General features: G+C 67.3%; 15 protein-coding genes. 9 read left to right on the top strand and 6 right to left on the bottom strand.

The window, feature by feature from the left end; genetic code table 11:
- Positions 1–588 (top strand): ABC transporter ATP-binding protein (locus ACE5CZ_RS09035; RefSeq protein WP_374946996.1); only part of this gene is annotated, 588 nt, incomplete at its 5' end.
- 102 nt (positions 589–690) lie between these two features.
- Here ACE5CZ_RS09035 and ACE5CZ_RS09040 read toward each other — a convergent pair.
- Complete coding sequence (locus ACE5CZ_RS09040) at positions 691–906, bottom strand: helix-hairpin-helix domain-containing protein (RefSeq protein ID WP_374946997.1); 216 nt, start codon at positions 904–906, stop codon at positions 691–693.
- A gap of 160 nt (positions 907–1,066) precedes the next feature.
- Here ACE5CZ_RS09040 and ACE5CZ_RS09045 point away from each other — a divergent pair, with 160 nt between their 5' ends.
- Both ACE5CZ_RS09045 and ACE5CZ_RS09050 read left to right on the top strand, forming a co-directional pair.
- A complete protein-coding gene (locus ACE5CZ_RS09045) occupies positions 1,067–1,333 on the top strand; it encodes an NAD(+)--rifampin ADP-ribosyltransferase (RefSeq protein WP_374946998.1) in 267 nt (88 codons plus the stop codon).
- Positions 1,334–1,581: 248 nt separating this feature from the next.
- Complete coding sequence (locus ACE5CZ_RS09050) at positions 1,582–1,827, top strand: hypothetical protein (protein WP_374946999.1); 246 nt, start codon at positions 1,582–1,584, stop codon at positions 1,825–1,827.
- Positions 1,828–1,937: 110 nt separating this feature from the next.
- Here ACE5CZ_RS09050 and ACE5CZ_RS09055 read toward each other — a convergent pair whose 3' ends face one another.
- Together ACE5CZ_RS09055 and ACE5CZ_RS09060 are read right to left on the bottom strand one after the other, a co-directional pair.
- Positions 1,938–2,612 carry a DUF1345 domain-containing protein gene (locus ACE5CZ_RS09055; RefSeq protein ID WP_374947000.1) on the bottom strand — a complete coding sequence of 225 codons (675 nt, stop codon included), beginning with the start codon at positions 2,610–2,612 and terminating at the stop codon, positions 1,938–1,940.
- Positions 2,609–2,899 (bottom strand): hypothetical protein, encoded by a 291-nt coding sequence (locus ACE5CZ_RS09060; RefSeq protein WP_374947001.1) that lies wholly within the window; start codon positions 2,897–2,899, stop codon positions 2,609–2,611. The genes ACE5CZ_RS09055 and ACE5CZ_RS09060 overlap by 4 nt, the downstream gene beginning before the upstream one ends.
- Before the next feature lie 51 nt (positions 2,900–2,950).
- On the opposite strand from ACE5CZ_RS09060, the gene ACE5CZ_RS09065 reads away from it, so the two are divergent.
- The gene (locus tag ACE5CZ_RS09065; RefSeq protein ID WP_374947002.1) at positions 2,951–4,381 is read left to right on the top strand and encodes an alanine--tRNA ligase-related protein; all 1,431 of its coding nucleotides are present in this window, start codon (positions 2,951–2,953) and stop codon (positions 4,379–4,381) included.
- Positions 4,382–4,408: 27 nt separating this feature from the next.
- Here ACE5CZ_RS09065 and ACE5CZ_RS09070 read toward each other — a convergent pair whose 3' ends face one another.
- A complete protein-coding gene (locus ACE5CZ_RS09070) occupies positions 4,409–6,469 on the bottom strand; it encodes a bifunctional lysylphosphatidylglycerol flippase/synthetase MprF (RefSeq protein WP_374947003.1) in 2,061 nt (686 codons plus the stop codon).
- Between the two features lie 212 nt (positions 6,470–6,681).
- Here ACE5CZ_RS09070 and ACE5CZ_RS09075 point away from each other — a divergent pair, with 212 nt between their 5' ends.
- The 3 genes from ACE5CZ_RS09075 to ACE5CZ_RS09085 are packed head-to-tail and all read left to right on the top strand — an operon-like array spanning position 6,682 to position 10,580.
- Positions 6,682–8,865 (top strand): glycosyltransferase, encoded by a 2,184-nt coding sequence (locus tag ACE5CZ_RS09075; RefSeq protein ID WP_374947004.1) that lies wholly within the window; start codon positions 6,682–6,684, stop codon positions 8,863–8,865.
- Entirely contained in the window at positions 8,862–10,157 is a 1,296-nt protein-coding gene (locus ACE5CZ_RS09080) for a glycosyltransferase (RefSeq protein WP_374947005.1), read from the top strand. Before ACE5CZ_RS09075 ends, ACE5CZ_RS09080 begins: the two co-directional genes overlap by 4 nt.
- A 24-nt stretch (positions 10,158–10,181) precedes the next feature.
- The gene (locus tag ACE5CZ_RS09085; RefSeq protein WP_374947006.1) at positions 10,182–10,580 is read left to right on the top strand and encodes a phage holin family protein; all 399 of its coding nucleotides are present in this window, start codon (positions 10,182–10,184) and stop codon (positions 10,578–10,580) included.
- Between the two features lie 20 nt (positions 10,581–10,600).
- Here the strand turns inward: ACE5CZ_RS09085 and ACE5CZ_RS09090 are convergent, their stop codons facing one another.
- Positions 10,601–12,061 (bottom strand): hypothetical protein, encoded by a 1,461-nt coding sequence (locus ACE5CZ_RS09090; protein ID WP_374947007.1) that lies wholly within the window; start codon positions 12,059–12,061, stop codon positions 10,601–10,603.
- Positions 12,058–12,330, bottom strand: a complete 273-nt coding sequence (locus tag ACE5CZ_RS09095; RefSeq protein ID WP_374947008.1) for a WXG100 family type VII secretion target — start codon at positions 12,328–12,330, stop codon at positions 12,058–12,060. Before ACE5CZ_RS09095 ends, ACE5CZ_RS09090 begins: the two co-directional genes overlap by 4 nt.
- Positions 12,331–12,442: 112 nt before the next feature.
- On the opposite strand from ACE5CZ_RS09095, the gene ACE5CZ_RS09100 reads away from it, so the two are divergent.
- Together ACE5CZ_RS09100 and purB are read left to right on the top strand one after the other, a co-directional pair.
- Complete coding sequence (locus ACE5CZ_RS09100) at positions 12,443–12,979, top strand: low molecular weight protein-tyrosine-phosphatase (RefSeq protein ID WP_374947009.1); 537 nt, start codon at positions 12,443–12,445, stop codon at positions 12,977–12,979.
- Positions 12,980–13,024: 45 nt separating this feature from the next.
- The gene (purB, locus tag ACE5CZ_RS09105) at positions 13,025–14,407 is read left to right on the top strand and encodes an adenylosuccinate lyase (RefSeq protein WP_374947010.1); all 1,383 of its coding nucleotides are present in this window, start codon (positions 13,025–13,027) and stop codon (positions 14,405–14,407) included.
- Positions 14,408–14,458 lie beyond the last annotated feature (51 nt).

Genomic DNA, 14,458 nt, shown 5'->3' on the forward strand with positions numbered 1-14,458 from the left:
AGCGGCTCGGGCAAGTCGAGCCTGCTCGCCGTGGCCGCCACTCTCATCCGCCCGGACTCCGGGCAGGTGCTCATCGACGGAGTCGATGCGAGCGGACTCAGCGCGAACGATGCGACGGAGCTGCGCCGCGACACGATCGGCATCGTCTTTCAGCAGCCCAACCTGATTCCGTCGCTCACCGCCCAGGAACAGCTCGTGGTCATGAACGAGCTCGGGGGACGGCGACGGCGAGCGGGGCGGCGGAGTCGCGCCGTCGCATCCGATCGCGCAGCGTCGCTTCTCGATGCCGTCGGTCTCGCCGACCAGCGTCACAAGCGGCCGCACCAGCTGTCGGGCGGCCAGCGGCAGAGGGTCAACATCGCCCGCGCGCTGATGAACGATCCCCGCGTTCTGCTCGTCGACGAACCGACGAGCGCTCTCGACCAAGAGCGGGGCGCGAGCATCATCGACCTCATTCTTCGGCTCACCGACGAGCTCGACACCTCCACGCTGCTCGTGACCCACGACCTCGTGCACCTGCCGCGGATGCATCGTGTGGTGCGGCTCGTCGACGGCGCGCTGGTGGATGCGCGGGCCACGGCGGTGTAGTCGGCGTCGCCCGGCGGCGCATCCTGCGCGCATCCGGCGTTCAACAAGATGGATCGATGACACTCCGGTGTCTGGCGCGAAACACGCCGACCGTCCCACGATTCATCCTGTTGAACGGTTGGGAGCGCCGTCCTCTTCTTCCGTCATTGACCTACGCGCCTCGGTAAGTATTCGCAGGGCCTTCGGGCCGATGCCGTGCAACCGCGCCAGCGCATCCAGATCGGTCGCGCGCAAGTCGTCGAGCGTATGGATGCCAGCCCCGCTCAATGCGCGCCGGGCCGGCGCCCCGATATGGTCGGTGAATTCGGTGTCTGCCATGACCCGACGGTACCGGGAAGGCCGCCGTTCATCAGGATGGATCGGCTAAACACCGGTGTCGCGCAGTTAGAACGCCATGAGTTATCCGCCCGAAACGGCCAGTCAAGCGGGTGACAAGCGCATCGGGAGGGGCAGACCCTCGGCTCCCTCAGCTGAAACCGTGAGCACTGCAGTCGATCACGGGCCGTTCTTTCACGGAACGAAAGCCGACCTCCACATCGGTTATCTCCTCGAGGCGGGCCGTCGGTCGAACGTCACTGACAAGAAATTCTCGGGCAATCCGACTCGGTCGTACCGAAGCCGCGAACCGTTGCGAGTCGTGGTCGAGGTCACCGACTGGACACGGCTGACGTCCGAAGCGTTGCAGGCATGGCACGACCGACTGGCCGTTCTCCGCGCCGACGAGCGTGGCGAGATCGTCAACTGACGAGCTCTTCGGCTGGGGCCAACTGAGGACAAACCTGCTTGACTCCGCCGAGATGACGCTTCGAACCCCGTCCTCAGAGATGTGTCCTCAGTTAGGCAGGAGCATGCCCGGCAGAGTCGGTGTCTATCGTGAGAACGTGGATGCATCTGGTCAGCAGCTCGCCCGCTTCAGAACCGCGATGACTCAGCTTGACTGAGCCCGGGCGCCTCTGACCAACCTCGCCCAGCACCAACGAAGGAGGAACGACGATGGACGACAGAACCAGACGAAGCGAGACGATCCTGCTGGCGAGCGCGATATTCAGCGTGCTGGTCATCATCGCCATGCTGATTCTCATCTCCCAGGGCAGCGGCAATTGGTTCACAGTGGCGGGGTCGACACTCACCACCGTCGCTGTGGTCGTCGCCTTGGCGAAGTCGCGGCGAGCCCGCCGGCGAGCCGCAGACGTGGCACCCGCGGCGTCCGCATCACCAGACGAGACGCATTCCGGCTGACATCGAAGACGCCCGCGACGCCAGCCCGTCGCGTCGTCGTAGATCACGAGCAGCCGATCGACTGTAGCGTTCGAACCTCTTCTGCCTCGGGGCGATCTGCTGCGCGCCGCTTAGTGGAGCAGGCTCGAGACGAGGTTGATCGTCGACGCCACCACGACGACTCCCAGCAGAAACGACAACAGCGCGTGCCGAAGAGCCTCGGCGCGCAACGTGGAGTTCGTGATATTCGTATCCGACACCTGGAACGTCATGCCCAGCGTGAAGGCGAGGTAGGCGAAGTCGAGGTACCTGGGCGACTCCTTCTGATTGAACTCGATGCCTGTGCCCCCGGCCCTGTAGTAGAAGCCCGCGTAGCGCAGGGTGTAGACGGTGTGCACCAGCCACCACGACGCGGCAAGGGTCGCAAGGGCCGTGGCGATGAGCCCCAGAGTCGCGCTGGCCGCCAGTGATCCGGCCTCGACCAGCAGCAGCGCGATGGCTCCGAAACTGGCGATGCTCGCCAGGAGGAGCAGGGTCTGCGCCATCCTCTGCGACGGGTCCTCCCTGCTCGCATGGGCCGCGGTGTCGGCGGCATCGAAGCGCAGCACCGACAGCCAGATCCAGATGGTAAAGGTGCCGGCAGCCGCGATCCAGCCCACGGCAGGGGCGAAGACCCACGATCCGAACACGCCGGTGACCACGAAGACGATTGCGAAGATCACCACCATCACGACGGCGCGCGTTCCTGCCCGGTGCCAGAATCCGGTGAAGTCGCGAGTGCCGCTCGCGCCGGTCACGTCGGTCATGCGGCAGGCCCGACCCGCGCCATGGCCCGGTCGGCCGCGGCCGACGGTTCGCTCGAGACGAGGATGCGCATGCCCGGCTCGAGCACGACGACCTTGTCTCCGTATCGGGCCGCGATCGACGCTCGCTCCCAGAGCCCGACGATCTCGAAGTCGACCCGCGGCAGCGATGACGTCTTCTGCCGCAGGAAGGTCGCGACGAACAGGCGTGCGGCCACGTCGTGCCGATCGGCGTGCAGGATGCCCCGGGGCCCGTCGTAGGGCGGCAGGACTTCATCGATGGGAGGCATGACCTCGACGCTACAGCCCACGGGTCGCGATCCTTATGAAATCCTTGCCTCATGGATGCCCACGAGATCCGCAACTCCTACCTCGCCTTCCTCGAGAGGAACGGTCACACCGTCATCCCGCGAGCGCCGCTCGTTCCCCGAGGCGACGCCAGCACGCTTTTCAACGGAAGCGGCATGCAATCGCTCCTTCCCTACCTGCTCGGGGCGGAGCATCCGGCCGGCAGCCGCCTCGTCGACAGCCAGCCGTGCGTTCGCGCCCAGGACATCGACGATGTCGGCGACAACCGGCATACGACCTTCTTCGAGATGCTGGGCAACTGGTCGCTCGGCGATTACTTCAAAGAGACCCAGATCCGCCAGTTCCTCACGTTCCTCGTCGACATCGTCGGGCTCGATCCCGAGAAGATCTATGTCACCTGTTTTATGGGCGACGAGGCGAACGGAATCCCCGAAGACGACGAGGCCGCATCGATCTGGCAGACCCTCTTCGCGGAACGAGGGGTGTCGAACGGCATCGCCCGCATCGGCTCCCAGGCCGACGGGGATGCCCGGGGCGTGCGACCGGGGGAGCGCATCTTCTTCTACGACGGCGGCGAGAACTGGTGGAGCCGTGGAGGATCGCTCGAGGGTACGCCCATCGGCGACCCGTGCGGACCCGACAGCGAGGTCTTCTTCGATTTCGGCTCCGAGCACCAGGATCCGACGTTCGGCCTGGCCCACCCGGCCAGCGACGGCGGGCAGTTCATGGAGATCGGCAACCAGGTCTTTATGCAGTACCGGCGGCTCGACGACGGCTCGTTCGAGGAACTCGCCCGCCGCAACGTCGACTTCGGCGGCGGACTCGAACGCATCGCCGCCGCTTCGCTCGGCTCCGACGACGTGTTCCGCATCTCGCTGCTCTGGCCGATCATCGAGTGCCTGCAGCAGTTGACGGGGCGCCGCTACGAAGACGAGACCGCGGCGATGCGCATCATCGCCGACCACCTGCGCGGCGCGACATTCCTGGCCGTCGACGGAGTGGTGCCCTCGAACAAGGAGCAGGGCTATGTGATGCGCCGCCTGCTGCGCCGCGCCATTAGGCTCGCACTCTCGCTGGGGCTCACCGAGAATTTCTTCTCGGTCATCGTGCCGGTGATCGCCGAGCTGTACGCCGACGACTTCCCCGAGGTGGCCGCATCGCGCGACGAGGTCATCGCCGTGCTCGTGAAAGAAGAGAAGTCCTTCCGGCGAACCCTCGCGGCGGGACTCGACATGGTCGCCGGCTACGCGGGCCACGTCATGAGCGGTCGCGACGTGTTCCGCCTGTCCGACACGAGCGGCTTCCCGAAGGAGCTCACGATCGAAGAGGCCGCCCGGCTGGGAGTCGAGGTCGCACCCGACTGGGCCGCCGAATTCGACGAGGCGCTCCAGGAGCAGCGCGTCCGTTCCCGCGGAGCAACCCGGCTGGGCGCGGCCGGTCTCCCCGGAGGCGCCCAGGCCTGACGCCCGCCGGCGATGGCAGGGGCCGGATCAATCCCGCTTTAGCAGTTCGAGGCCGGCGCCGGCGAACTGGCGCAGCGTCGCATCCGGCAGGAATGCGCGCGTGAGGGCCGCCGCAATACGGGTGAGGTCGCCCTCGTCGCGGTAGAGCAGGTAGATCGGCTCGGAGCGTGGATTGAACTTCTGCTTGAAGCGGTGCAGCGACGAGAAGCCATATATCGGTTCGAGGATAGTGCTGAGCTGGCCGAGCAGATGGGCGATCACGCCCTCGTCGTCGCCGACCGAATGGGCCAGGGGAGCGCCCGACAGCGACAGGATCTGGGCCCCCTCCTCGGCGAATTCCTGCGCCGACGAGGCGATCAGGAACTCCATCACCGAACCGAAGCCGTCATCACGACGGCGCATCAGGTCGAGGGTCCACCCGCGGTGCACCCCGTCGGCTCCGAAGACGGGCAGCCAGCTCAAGAATCCATCGACGTCGCCCTGGGGCGAGATCGCGAGGGCGATCTGCACCTCGGGGTCGTCCGCCTCCTGCAGCGTGCCGAGAGTGAACCGCATCTCCGGCAGGTCCTTGTCGCCCACCCAGCCCTCCGAGATGGCTCGGATCTGCTGGCGGATTCCCCAGGTCTCGGCCGAGTAGGTGGTCAGCCTGAATTGCATGCCCTCGCGCTCGGCCTTGTTCATGGCGGTGCGGATGTTGGCCCACGGCTTTCCGGTGAAGGCCAGTCCGGGCAGGTCCACGATGGTGTCATCCGCGATGATCAGCTCGCGCCAGCCATCCGGAATCGCGTCTCGGGTCGTCTGGCTCGAGCTGAAGAAGCACGGCACGAGGGAGTCGTGCTCGGCCACTTGAACAAATTCGTCCACGCTCGACGGGATGCTGGCGGGCGGCCCCAGGGGGTCGGCGAGCACGATGGCCACGCCGAGGTGCTTCTGGTACGGCACGAGGCCGCCCGAGGTGCGCAGGAACTCGATCCCCTCCCAGGTCGACATCCACGAGAGTGTTCCCCCGCCGTCGGCCTTGATGATCGCGCGGGCATCCTCCGCTGTGGCCGGCGGGGAAGGATTCCGCTCATCCGCTGCGCCGAGCGGCCGCCGCCTGCGGGAATGGAAGGCTCCCCGGGTGGCGATGAGGTACACGAGGAAGGCCAGCCAGAGAACCGAGGTCGCGATCGACACGTCGGTGTCGCCCCAGTTCAGTTGCACGTCGACCGGGTCGAGGTGCGCGAGCACGATGTAGAGGCCCGCGACCGCGACGTTGACCGATGCCCAGATGACGCTGAGCACCCACGCCCACCGGCGCCCGAGGCGCAGGCCGTTGGCCACGAGCAGAATCACGACCGTGTCGATGATGACCTCCACCCAGGGGCCATCCGTCGCCGCTGTTGGGCCGAACGGCCCATTGGTCGGCAGCAGCAGGGTCAGAATCTGGATGATGCCGAGCGCCAGGCCGGCGACAAAGGCCAGCAGCCTGCGTTCCCTGAGACTCGCCGATCGAATGCGGAACGAGCGAGTGACTGCCAACACCAGGATGACGGCGAATGCATGCTCGAGGTCGGCGATCGTGCCGATGAAGAGCAGTCCGATCGCCGCATAGGTCACCACGATGAGCCAGCCCCGCTGGCGCCACGGCGACGCGAAGAGGCCGACGCACGCCGCGAAACAGGCCATGGTGCCGCCGGATGGGCCGACGTCGAGCGTGCCGGCGAGACTCACGGCCCAGGGCCAGGGCAGAAGGTTCGCGGCCCACAGGCAGGCGGCCGTCGCCAAGATGGCGACGAGCTGGCCGACGACGAAGTAGAGGAGGGCGACGCGGGATCCGCGCTGCCACTCGAGAAGGCCCACCCAGAAGAAGCCCACGAGGGTGATCGGGTAACCCCACGGCGACATCACGACGAATGTGCCCGTGATGAGCGTCCACCATCGACCGTCCTGGAAGGCGGGAAGGCCGTAGGCGACCGACTCCCACCACGACTGCTGGGATGCCGCCATCCAGAAACCCTGGCCCACTATCCCGACGATGAGAACCACGGCGACGAGGACGAGTGTTGCTGGGATGCGCGTGGCAACGGTGCGAATGGACCATTTCATCTGCTCTCCCAACCCGACGACGGCGACCATCCCTCATAGTAAACGCGTGGGCGTTCGCCAGAACTTGTCAATGGCCTTTCTCCCACGCCCGATCTCGGCTGTACTCACTAGAGTCCGCTTCGCGCGAACCGATAACACCCTCGGTTCCGAACGAGTCGTCGACCGCTCCCAGCAGAATTCGGAACACCCCGCATCATGGAAACACCTCTGACATGGAACTGACCGCCGCGCTCGATCGACTCCGTCATACTCCTTTCCTTCTCGACGTCATTCGGGGCGCCGACGACCTTGCGTTGGTGGCCTCGCGCGCGGGCGGTCGCCAGGCCGTCGGCATCCTGCGCCGTGCCATCGACGACGACGAGAACCAGCTCGTTGCCATCGCCGCGGTGCACGCGCTCGGCCGCTTGTTCGACGACGAGGCCGATGATGTTCTGTCTGAATTGCTCTCGAACGACCGCGCATTCCTACGCGAGCATGCAGCGTGGGCGTTCGGTGGCCGACTTCCGCGATTGGATGCCGTGTCGCGACTCGTCGGCTGCGTCGTGCAGGCGGGCTTCACCGGAATGCTCGCCCAGCGCACGCTGCAGCAGTGGGCGGTCCCTGCGCCGGATCACGTCGCCCTCGCGCTCGAAGGTGCCCTCGTAGCCGAGACGCACGTGGGCGTGCGCACCCGGCTCGTCGAGACCCTCGGACTCGTCTCGGGAAGAGTTCCCGGCCGTGCCCTGCGTGAGATCGCGGCGAACACGGCAGAGCCCGCTGAAGTTCGCGTTGCTGCGATCGCGGGCCTCGGCGACCGTCACGGCGACGAGCGAGGCCTGAGGCTGGTACGCGAACTCGCGTCGGTCGACAGCGATTCCACAGCAACGGGCTCGCCCGCGATTGTCGACGCGGCGCGATTGGCCCTGATCGACCTGGGTGATTCGCCCGCCGCCATCCGGCTCGGCGACGGCCTGACTGTGGCCCAGCTGTTTCTTCATGCCGACATCGACCGCGGCCTGACGCGAGCCGGCGCGGGCGACAACGGGGGAGTGGCCACGCTGCTCGTGCACCTCGGCGACGCCCTCGCCCGGCGGGGCGGCATCCACCGCGTTCTCACGATGTCTCGGGGAGACGCCGGGGCCGCGGCCGACAGTCTGCTCGACCTCGCCCCGCGAACGTTCGCCGATCACGACTTCGTCCCCGTTCCCCTGCTGTCACAACCCGGCCCGCAGGCCCGCTCGTGGCACACCCGAGTCGCGGCGGAGCGCGGCATTCGCCGCGCACTCGTGGCGCTCGGCCCCGTCGATGTTCTTCACCTGCGGATGGCCGATGTCGGCAGCATGGCCGCGTCGAGCGTGGCCCGCGAGCTGGGCATCCCCGTGGTTTTCACGCTCGCCCCCGACCCGCACGGTGTGATCCGTGCTCTCGACGTGGCCGGGTCGCTGACCCCGGCGAACTTCGGCGATGTTGACGAACACGAGCACTACTGGTTCCGGCACAGGCTCGTGCAGCGCCTCGCGGCCGACGCCGAGCACATCGTGCTGTTCCCCCGGCCGGCGCTGCGTGACGAGCTGCAGGAGTTGCTCGGCATCGACATCGACGACTCGCCCGAGCGGTACACCGTTGTTCCCGAGGGCATCGACGTGGCCACCATCGACGCCGCACTCCTCGAGGTCGAATCGAGGAACACCCGAATCGATGACTCGCCGGCAGGCGAACTCGATGCGCTGATCGCCGCCCTGCCCGAACACCGCCGTTCTCTGCCGCTCGCACTGAGCGTCGGACGCCTGCACCGCGTCAAGGGCATGGCCACCATCGTCGAGGCGTGGGCGACCGATGCTGCGTTGTTCACGTCGTGCAACCTGGTGATCGTCGGCGGCGACCTGCTCGCGCCATCGCCCGACGAGCAATCGCAGCTCGACGCTATCGACCGTGTGCTGCGCGAGAACCCCCGCGCCGCCGACGGGCTCGTGCTGGCAGGGCACCGCCCCAACGACGTGGTGTCGCGCTGGCTCGCGCTGACGCGTCTCGGGTCGAAAGACCTCATCGGCGCCTCGGGCATCTACGTGTGCGGCAGCCTGAAAGAGGAGTTCGGCATCGCCATCCTGGAGGCTCTCGCCGCAGGGCTCGTCGTCGTGACCCCCGACGCGGGGGGACCTGCGACATATGTCGACGACGGCGTAACGGGCATCCTGGTCGATACCGGATCGGCCACCGGGGTGCGTCGCGGCATGACCGAGGCCCTGACGATCGCGGCGCAGAACGACCCCGAGCGCGTCGCGGCAGCCCGCGCAATCGTGAGGGATCGCTTCACCGTGCAGGCCATGGCCACGGCGCTCGAGCGCGTATATGCCACAGTCGCCGAGAACCGTCGCGTCGAGGGCATGGAGTTGTCGAGCGCGGGCGGAGCACCGTGACGCTGCTGGTCATCAGCCCCGATTACGCCTCGCACCTTCTTCCCCTCGCCACCCTGGCCACCGCCTGGCGTGACGCGGGAGATGACGTGGTGGTCGCATCCGGACCCGCGACGAGGTCGATCGTCGAATCTTTCGGGTTTCAGGCAACCGACCTGCGGCTCGGCCGCGGCTCCAACCCGGGAACGATCCGCGCCCAAGAGCAGCCGACCGGCGAGGACGACTCGCTGCGTGGTTTCTTCGACGCCACGAGACTCGGCATGGTCGCGACCCTCGACTATCAAGCATCGCAGCGAACGACCGATCTGCTGTGGCGGCCGCTCGAGACCGCAAGCGCGGTGCTCGCGGTGATCGACCGGGTGAAACCGGATGCGGTGGTCGTCGACCATCTCGCGTTCACCGCCCGTCTCGCGCTGCGGGCGGCGGGAATCCGGCATGCGGACGTGGTACTCGGGCATCCGACCGCACTGCCCATAGCCGACGAGGTATACGGCTATCCAACAAAGTGGCCGACGGCCTTCGATCCGAACGAAGCTGCGCTCGATCGACTGCGAGAGCGCTGCGGGCTCGTGCGCGACCGCTTCACCGAACAATGGAATGATGCCCTGTCGGTGTTGAACCCTGGCGCGACTTCCTCCGCTGATGCGTTCGCCCAGCACGGCGACACTCTGCTCTTCAACTACCCGGCCGAGTTGCACGACCCACAGCGAACCTCCATGCTTCCTGCACACGCGTTCCTCGGCTCGTCGGTGCGCGACGAGCCCGCCGACCTCGAGGTGGATGCGTGGCTGACCGGGGGAGGAGCGCCGATCGTCTATGTGAGCTTCGGCAGCTTCCTCTCGGTTCGCGCCGATGTGCTCGCCCGAGTCGCCGATGCTCTGAAGACACTGGATGTGCGCGTCGCGCTTGCCATCGGATCGGCCGATCGTCGCGAGTTGGGCGACCTGCCCGAGAAGTGGCTGGTGCGCGAGTTTCTGCCGCAGGTCACGCTGCTCAGACACTCGGTGCTCGCGGTGACCCATGGCGGCAACAACAGCGTGACCGAATCCGCGACGGCCGGCGTGCCGATGCTGGTTCTGCCGTTCTCGACAGACCAGTTCGCCGGCGCGCAGGCGATCGAATCGCGCGGCTACGGTCTGGCGCTCGCGCCGAACACCGCCTCTGTCGAAGAACTGAGTACCGCCGCCGGAAAGCTGCTCGCCGAATCGGAAATTCGCGACCGCAGCCGCATGCTCGGCAGCGAGTTGCGCGCGAGAACTGGCCAAACCAGGGCCCGCGAGGCTCTGTTGGCCTAGCTCGCGAACTGGGATACTGGGCGCATGCGCAGATTTCTCGTCTCCCTCGTGGCCAACGCGATCGCCCTGTGGCTCACCACGCTCATCGTCACAGGCGTCAAACTCGACCCGTTTCAAGACGACGCCCTCGGCGCGATCCTCTCGTATCTGTTCGTGGCCCTGATCTTCGGTGTCGTCAACGGCATCGTCGGCACGGCGATCCGCATCGTCGCGTTTCCGCTGTACATACTCACGCTCGGCCTGCTCTCGCTGGTGGTCAACGCGCTGCTGCTGATGCTCGCGGCCTGGTTCTCGCAGCTCTTCGGCTTCGGCCTCACCGTCGACGGCTTCTGGTGGGCGGTGCTTGGCGCCCTCGTGCTGGCCATTCTCTCGGCGATCATCGGCTCGATTCTGCGCCCCCTGGCCGGCCGCAGCAAAGACTGACCGACGGCCGAGAACGGCGTTCACCGCTCCACCCGTTCGGCGCGGTATTCGGTTGCCGTGCCCGCCGCGTCGCCCGAGAGAAACGGCGCGGCGTCGTCGATGAACTTCTCGACCCTCGGATCTGTCGACGCGTCGACCAGGCCCGCCGTTTCGCGATACGCGCCCAGATTGTGCGACGGAAACGCGTCGCCGGCCGGGATGGGCGCGTCGTCGTAGAGCGTGCGTCGAACGAGCACGCGGTCGTCTGCGGATGCCGTGTCGAGTCCGCCCAGCGCGGGCACGAGGTCTTCGGTGTGCGCGATGGTGAGCGTGGGTGCCGTGGTCTCGAGTTGGCCCACGGGCGAACCCAACGTCACCACGCCCTGCACGTTGTACTCTCCCGACTGCTCGAGTTGCACGGCGAGGAGTCCGCCCTGCGAGTAGCCCACCTCGAGCACGGGATCGCCCGGCTGGATGCCGGCGTCGCTCATCGCCTCGACGGCGGCGCGGTAGGAGGCTCCGTCGCCCGCGCTCATCGACTCGACGTTGCTCGTCATGTCGAACGCCTCGCCCGCAGGCATGGCGTTCATGTCGACGGTGCCCCCGAGGTAGACGATGTATGACGGAGCGCCCTCGTCGCCCCCGTACTTCTCGATTCTCATCTGCGGGCCCGTGCTGCTCGTCGCCGGCATCCGCGCGGCCAGGTCTCTGATGTTCGACGGTGCCGTGACGGGTGCGGTCGCGATGCGGGTCGTGCGAACCCCCGTCTCGACGAGCGGCCTTCGCCCCGTGTCGCCCGCAGCTCCAGCACCGCTGGCGACCCGGGAACCACCGGCGACCCCCGCTGCGGCCAGCACCAGGGCCGCCGCCTCCCTGATGCCGAACAGCCCGAGGCCGTCGTCGCCAACAAACGCGCCGGTGCCCGGGGCAACCCCGAGCATCCCCGCGATGATGTCGTCGCTCGCCGAGAAGAGAAGGCGCACGGCCGCCGCAGTGGCCGGGTTGTTGGCGAGTTCCGGATGCTCGCGCATCCATTCAGCGACATCGGCCGGGTTCTTCGGCGTGTCGGGCCACAGTGCCAGGCCGAGGAGAACCCCCGACCCGGCCGCAAGAAACGGGGAGCCGGCCAGAAGCAGGAACGGCGCCAGGTGCCCCAGCACATTGCCGAGCACGCCCGACGTGATGCGGATTCCGTCGAGCATCGCGTTCTCGACCATGCCGTAGGCCTCTGCCGCCAGGCGCAGCGACAGGTCGAGCTCTGCGGCCTCGCGCGACGCCCTCTCGAGGTCGTCGGCAGCCCGCAGCACCAGTGTCGACACGGTCGGTGCCTGCGCGGCGACCAGCGGATCGAGACAGACCTGCAGCCCTCTCAGCCGCACGGAGGCCGCAAGAAAATCGCTCTCGACCGACCTGAGCCGAAAGGCCGTGTTCGAGATCTCATCCGTCGACACGGCGAAGCTGCCCCCGCCGGAGACGACGAGTTCGTCGCCGTCGCCGGTCACGGGATGACGCCCACCGTGGCGATGGCACCGGCGAGCGTCGCCGAGATGTCGTCGAGGCTGGTCGACACCCGGCGCACGTCGGCCGCCATCCGCTCGCACCGCATGTCGAACGATCGACGGGCGAGACCCTGCCACCCCGGCGAATCGTCACGCATGACGGTCGGCAGCAGCTCGGTGCACAGCTCGACGCTGAGCCGCTCGACGGCGGCCCGGTCGTGCTCGAGCAGCGAAAGAACATGGTTGGAGAGGGGATTCGGAGAAAACGTCACGGCATCAGTGTCGCCACCCAGTGCGGATGCGCGAGCCCCGCGGCGGGCATCGGGGGAGTATCGCGGGAACACCGCTGGTGTGGAGGAGTGAAAACTGCACCAAGATAGAGGCATGCCCCGTGACGCGACCGAGATTCCTGTGGGAATCTTTCGAGTCTGCATGGTCTGCACGGGCAACATCTGCCGTTCTCCCATGGCCGAGATCGTGCTGCGCGACCTCGTGCAGCAGGCCGGTCTCGGCCATCGCGTCTCGGTCACGAGCGCCGGAACGGGCGACTGGCATGTCGGCGAGCAGGCCGACCCGCGAACCATCGCGGCCCTCGCGGATCGCGGTTTCGACGCATCCCAACACCGTGCCAAGCAGTTCGACTCGTCGTCGTTCGACGAACACGACCTGATCATCGCGCTCGACCGCACCCACGAGCGGGCCATCCGGTCGTGGGCGGCGAACGACTCCGACCGATCGAAGATCAGGCTGCTCACGAGTTTCGACACAGACCCGGGTCGTCAGCTCGACGTTCCCGACCCCTACTACGCCGACGCGGCCACGTTCGCCGCCGTTCTGGCGACCATCGAACGGGCCTGCTCGGCCGTCTTCGCGCAGCTCGAACCGGCGTTTCGCGCGCCGCAGACATCCACCCACGCCTGACCGACGCGGCCCGATGGCCGCCCAGCACTGGAGTTCTTTCGCCCTATGAGCGCCCTGTCCCCCCAGCCCCTCAGCCCCCTCGACGGCCGCTACGCGTCGGCCGTCTCCGAGCTGGGAGAGTTTCTCTCTGAGGCCGGGCTCAATCGCGCCCGCATTCAGGTCGAGGTCGAGTGGCTCATCTACCTCACCGATCACTCGCTCTTCGAATCGACCCCGATCGAGCTCGAGAAGCAGCGTCTGCTGCGGCAGCTCGCACCCGAGTTCGGAGACGAGGAGGTGGCAGAGTTGGGCGCCCTCGAGTCCACCACGAAGCACGATGTGAAGGCGGTCGAGTACTTCGTGCGCCGTCGGCTCACCGAGCTGGGGCTGACCGATATCGCCGAGCTCACCCACTTCGCGGCCACGAGCGAAGACATCAACAACCTCAGCTACGCGCTCGTCATCCGGGATGCCGTCACCGAGGTGTGGCTGCCCGCGTTCCGGGCGGTCATCGACGAGTTGCGCGCCCAGGCCGTTCAGTACCGCGACGACGCCATGCTCGCCCGCACCCACGGGCAGCCCGCCACCCCGACCACCATGGGCAAAGAGCTGGCCGTCACGGTCTACCGCCTCGAGCGCATCCGCACGCAGGTCGAGGCGGCCGAGTACCTCGGCAAGTTCTCTGGGGCCACGGGCACGTTCGCGGCGCACCTCTCGGCCGATGCCGACCTCGACTGGCAGGCCGTGTCGCGTGAATTCGTGACCTCGCTGGGTCTCACCTGGAATCCGCTCACCACCCAGATCGAGTCGCACGACTGGCAGGCCGAGCTCTACTCGAAGGTGGCCCACGGCAACCGCATCCTGCACAACCTCTGCACCGACGTGTGGACCTACATCTCGCTCGGCTACTTCACGCAGATTCCGGTGGCCGGCGCCACGGGGTCGTCGACGATGCCGCACAAGATCAACCCGATCAAGTTCGAGAACGCCGAGGCCAACCTCGAACTCTCGAGCGCCCTGCTCGACTCACTCGCGCAGACTCTCGTCACGAGCCGCCTGCAGCGCGACCTCACCGACTCGACCACGCAGCGCAACGTGGGCGTCGCCCTCGGCCACTCACTTCTCGCGCTGTCGAACATCACCGCCGGTCTCGGCCAGATCTCGCTCAACCGCGAGCTGCTCGCAGCCGACCTCGACACCAACTGGGAGGTCCTTGCGGAGGCCATCCAGACCGTCGTGCGCGCCGAGATCACCGCGGGACGATCGTCGATCACCGACCCCTACGCGCTTCTCAAAGAGCTCACGCGGGGCAAGCGCATCGGTGCGAGCGACCTGGCCGAGTTCGTCTCGGGCCTCGACATCGGCGATGCCGCCAAGCAGCGCCTGCTCGCCCTCACCCCGCACAGCTACGTCGGCATCTCATCGGTCCTGGTCGAGCACATCCTCTAGGCAGATCGACGAGGCCTCCCGCGGCGCCTCACGGCGTGCGCTGTAGCCTTG

Source organism: Agreia sp., from assembly GCF_964263775.1.
Lineage (GTDB): Bacteria > Actinomycetota > Actinomycetes > Actinomycetales > Microbacteriaceae > Agreia.

Bases quoted from the DNA above. Each gene is read 5' to 3' on its own strand.
- ACE5CZ_RS09040 (WP_374946997.1), bottom strand. From the start codon at position 906: ATGGCAGACACCGAATTCACCGACCATATCGGGGCGCCGGCCCGGCGC.
- ACE5CZ_RS09050 (WP_374946999.1), top strand. From the start codon at position 1,582: ATGGACGACAGAACCAGACGAAGCGAGACGATCCTGCTGGCGAGCGCG.
- ACE5CZ_RS09055 (WP_374947000.1), bottom strand. From the start codon at position 2,612: ATGACCGACGTGACCGGCGCGAGCGGCACTCGCGACTTCACCGGATTC.
- ACE5CZ_RS09060 (WP_374947001.1), bottom strand. From the start codon at position 2,899: ATGCCTCCCATCGATGAAGTCCTGCCGCCCTACGACGGGCCCCGGGGC.
- ACE5CZ_RS09065 (WP_374947002.1), top strand. From the start codon at position 2,951: ATGGATGCCCACGAGATCCGCAACTCCTACCTCGCCTTCCTCGAGAGG.
- ACE5CZ_RS09070 (WP_374947003.1), bottom strand. From the start codon at position 6,469: ATGAAATGGTCCATTCGCACCGTTGCCACGCGCATCCCAGCAACACTC.
- ACE5CZ_RS09075 (WP_374947004.1), top strand. From the start codon at position 6,682: ATGGAACTGACCGCCGCGCTCGATCGACTCCGTCATACTCCTTTCCTT.
- ACE5CZ_RS09085 (WP_374947006.1), top strand. From the start codon at position 10,182: ATGCGCAGATTTCTCGTCTCCCTCGTGGCCAACGCGATCGCCCTGTGG.
- ACE5CZ_RS09100 (WP_374947009.1), top strand. From the start codon at position 12,443: ATGCCCCGTGACGCGACCGAGATTCCTGTGGGAATCTTTCGAGTCTGC.
- purB (WP_374947010.1), top strand. From the start codon at position 13,025: ATGAGCGCCCTGTCCCCCCAGCCCCTCAGCCCCCTCGACGGCCGCTAC.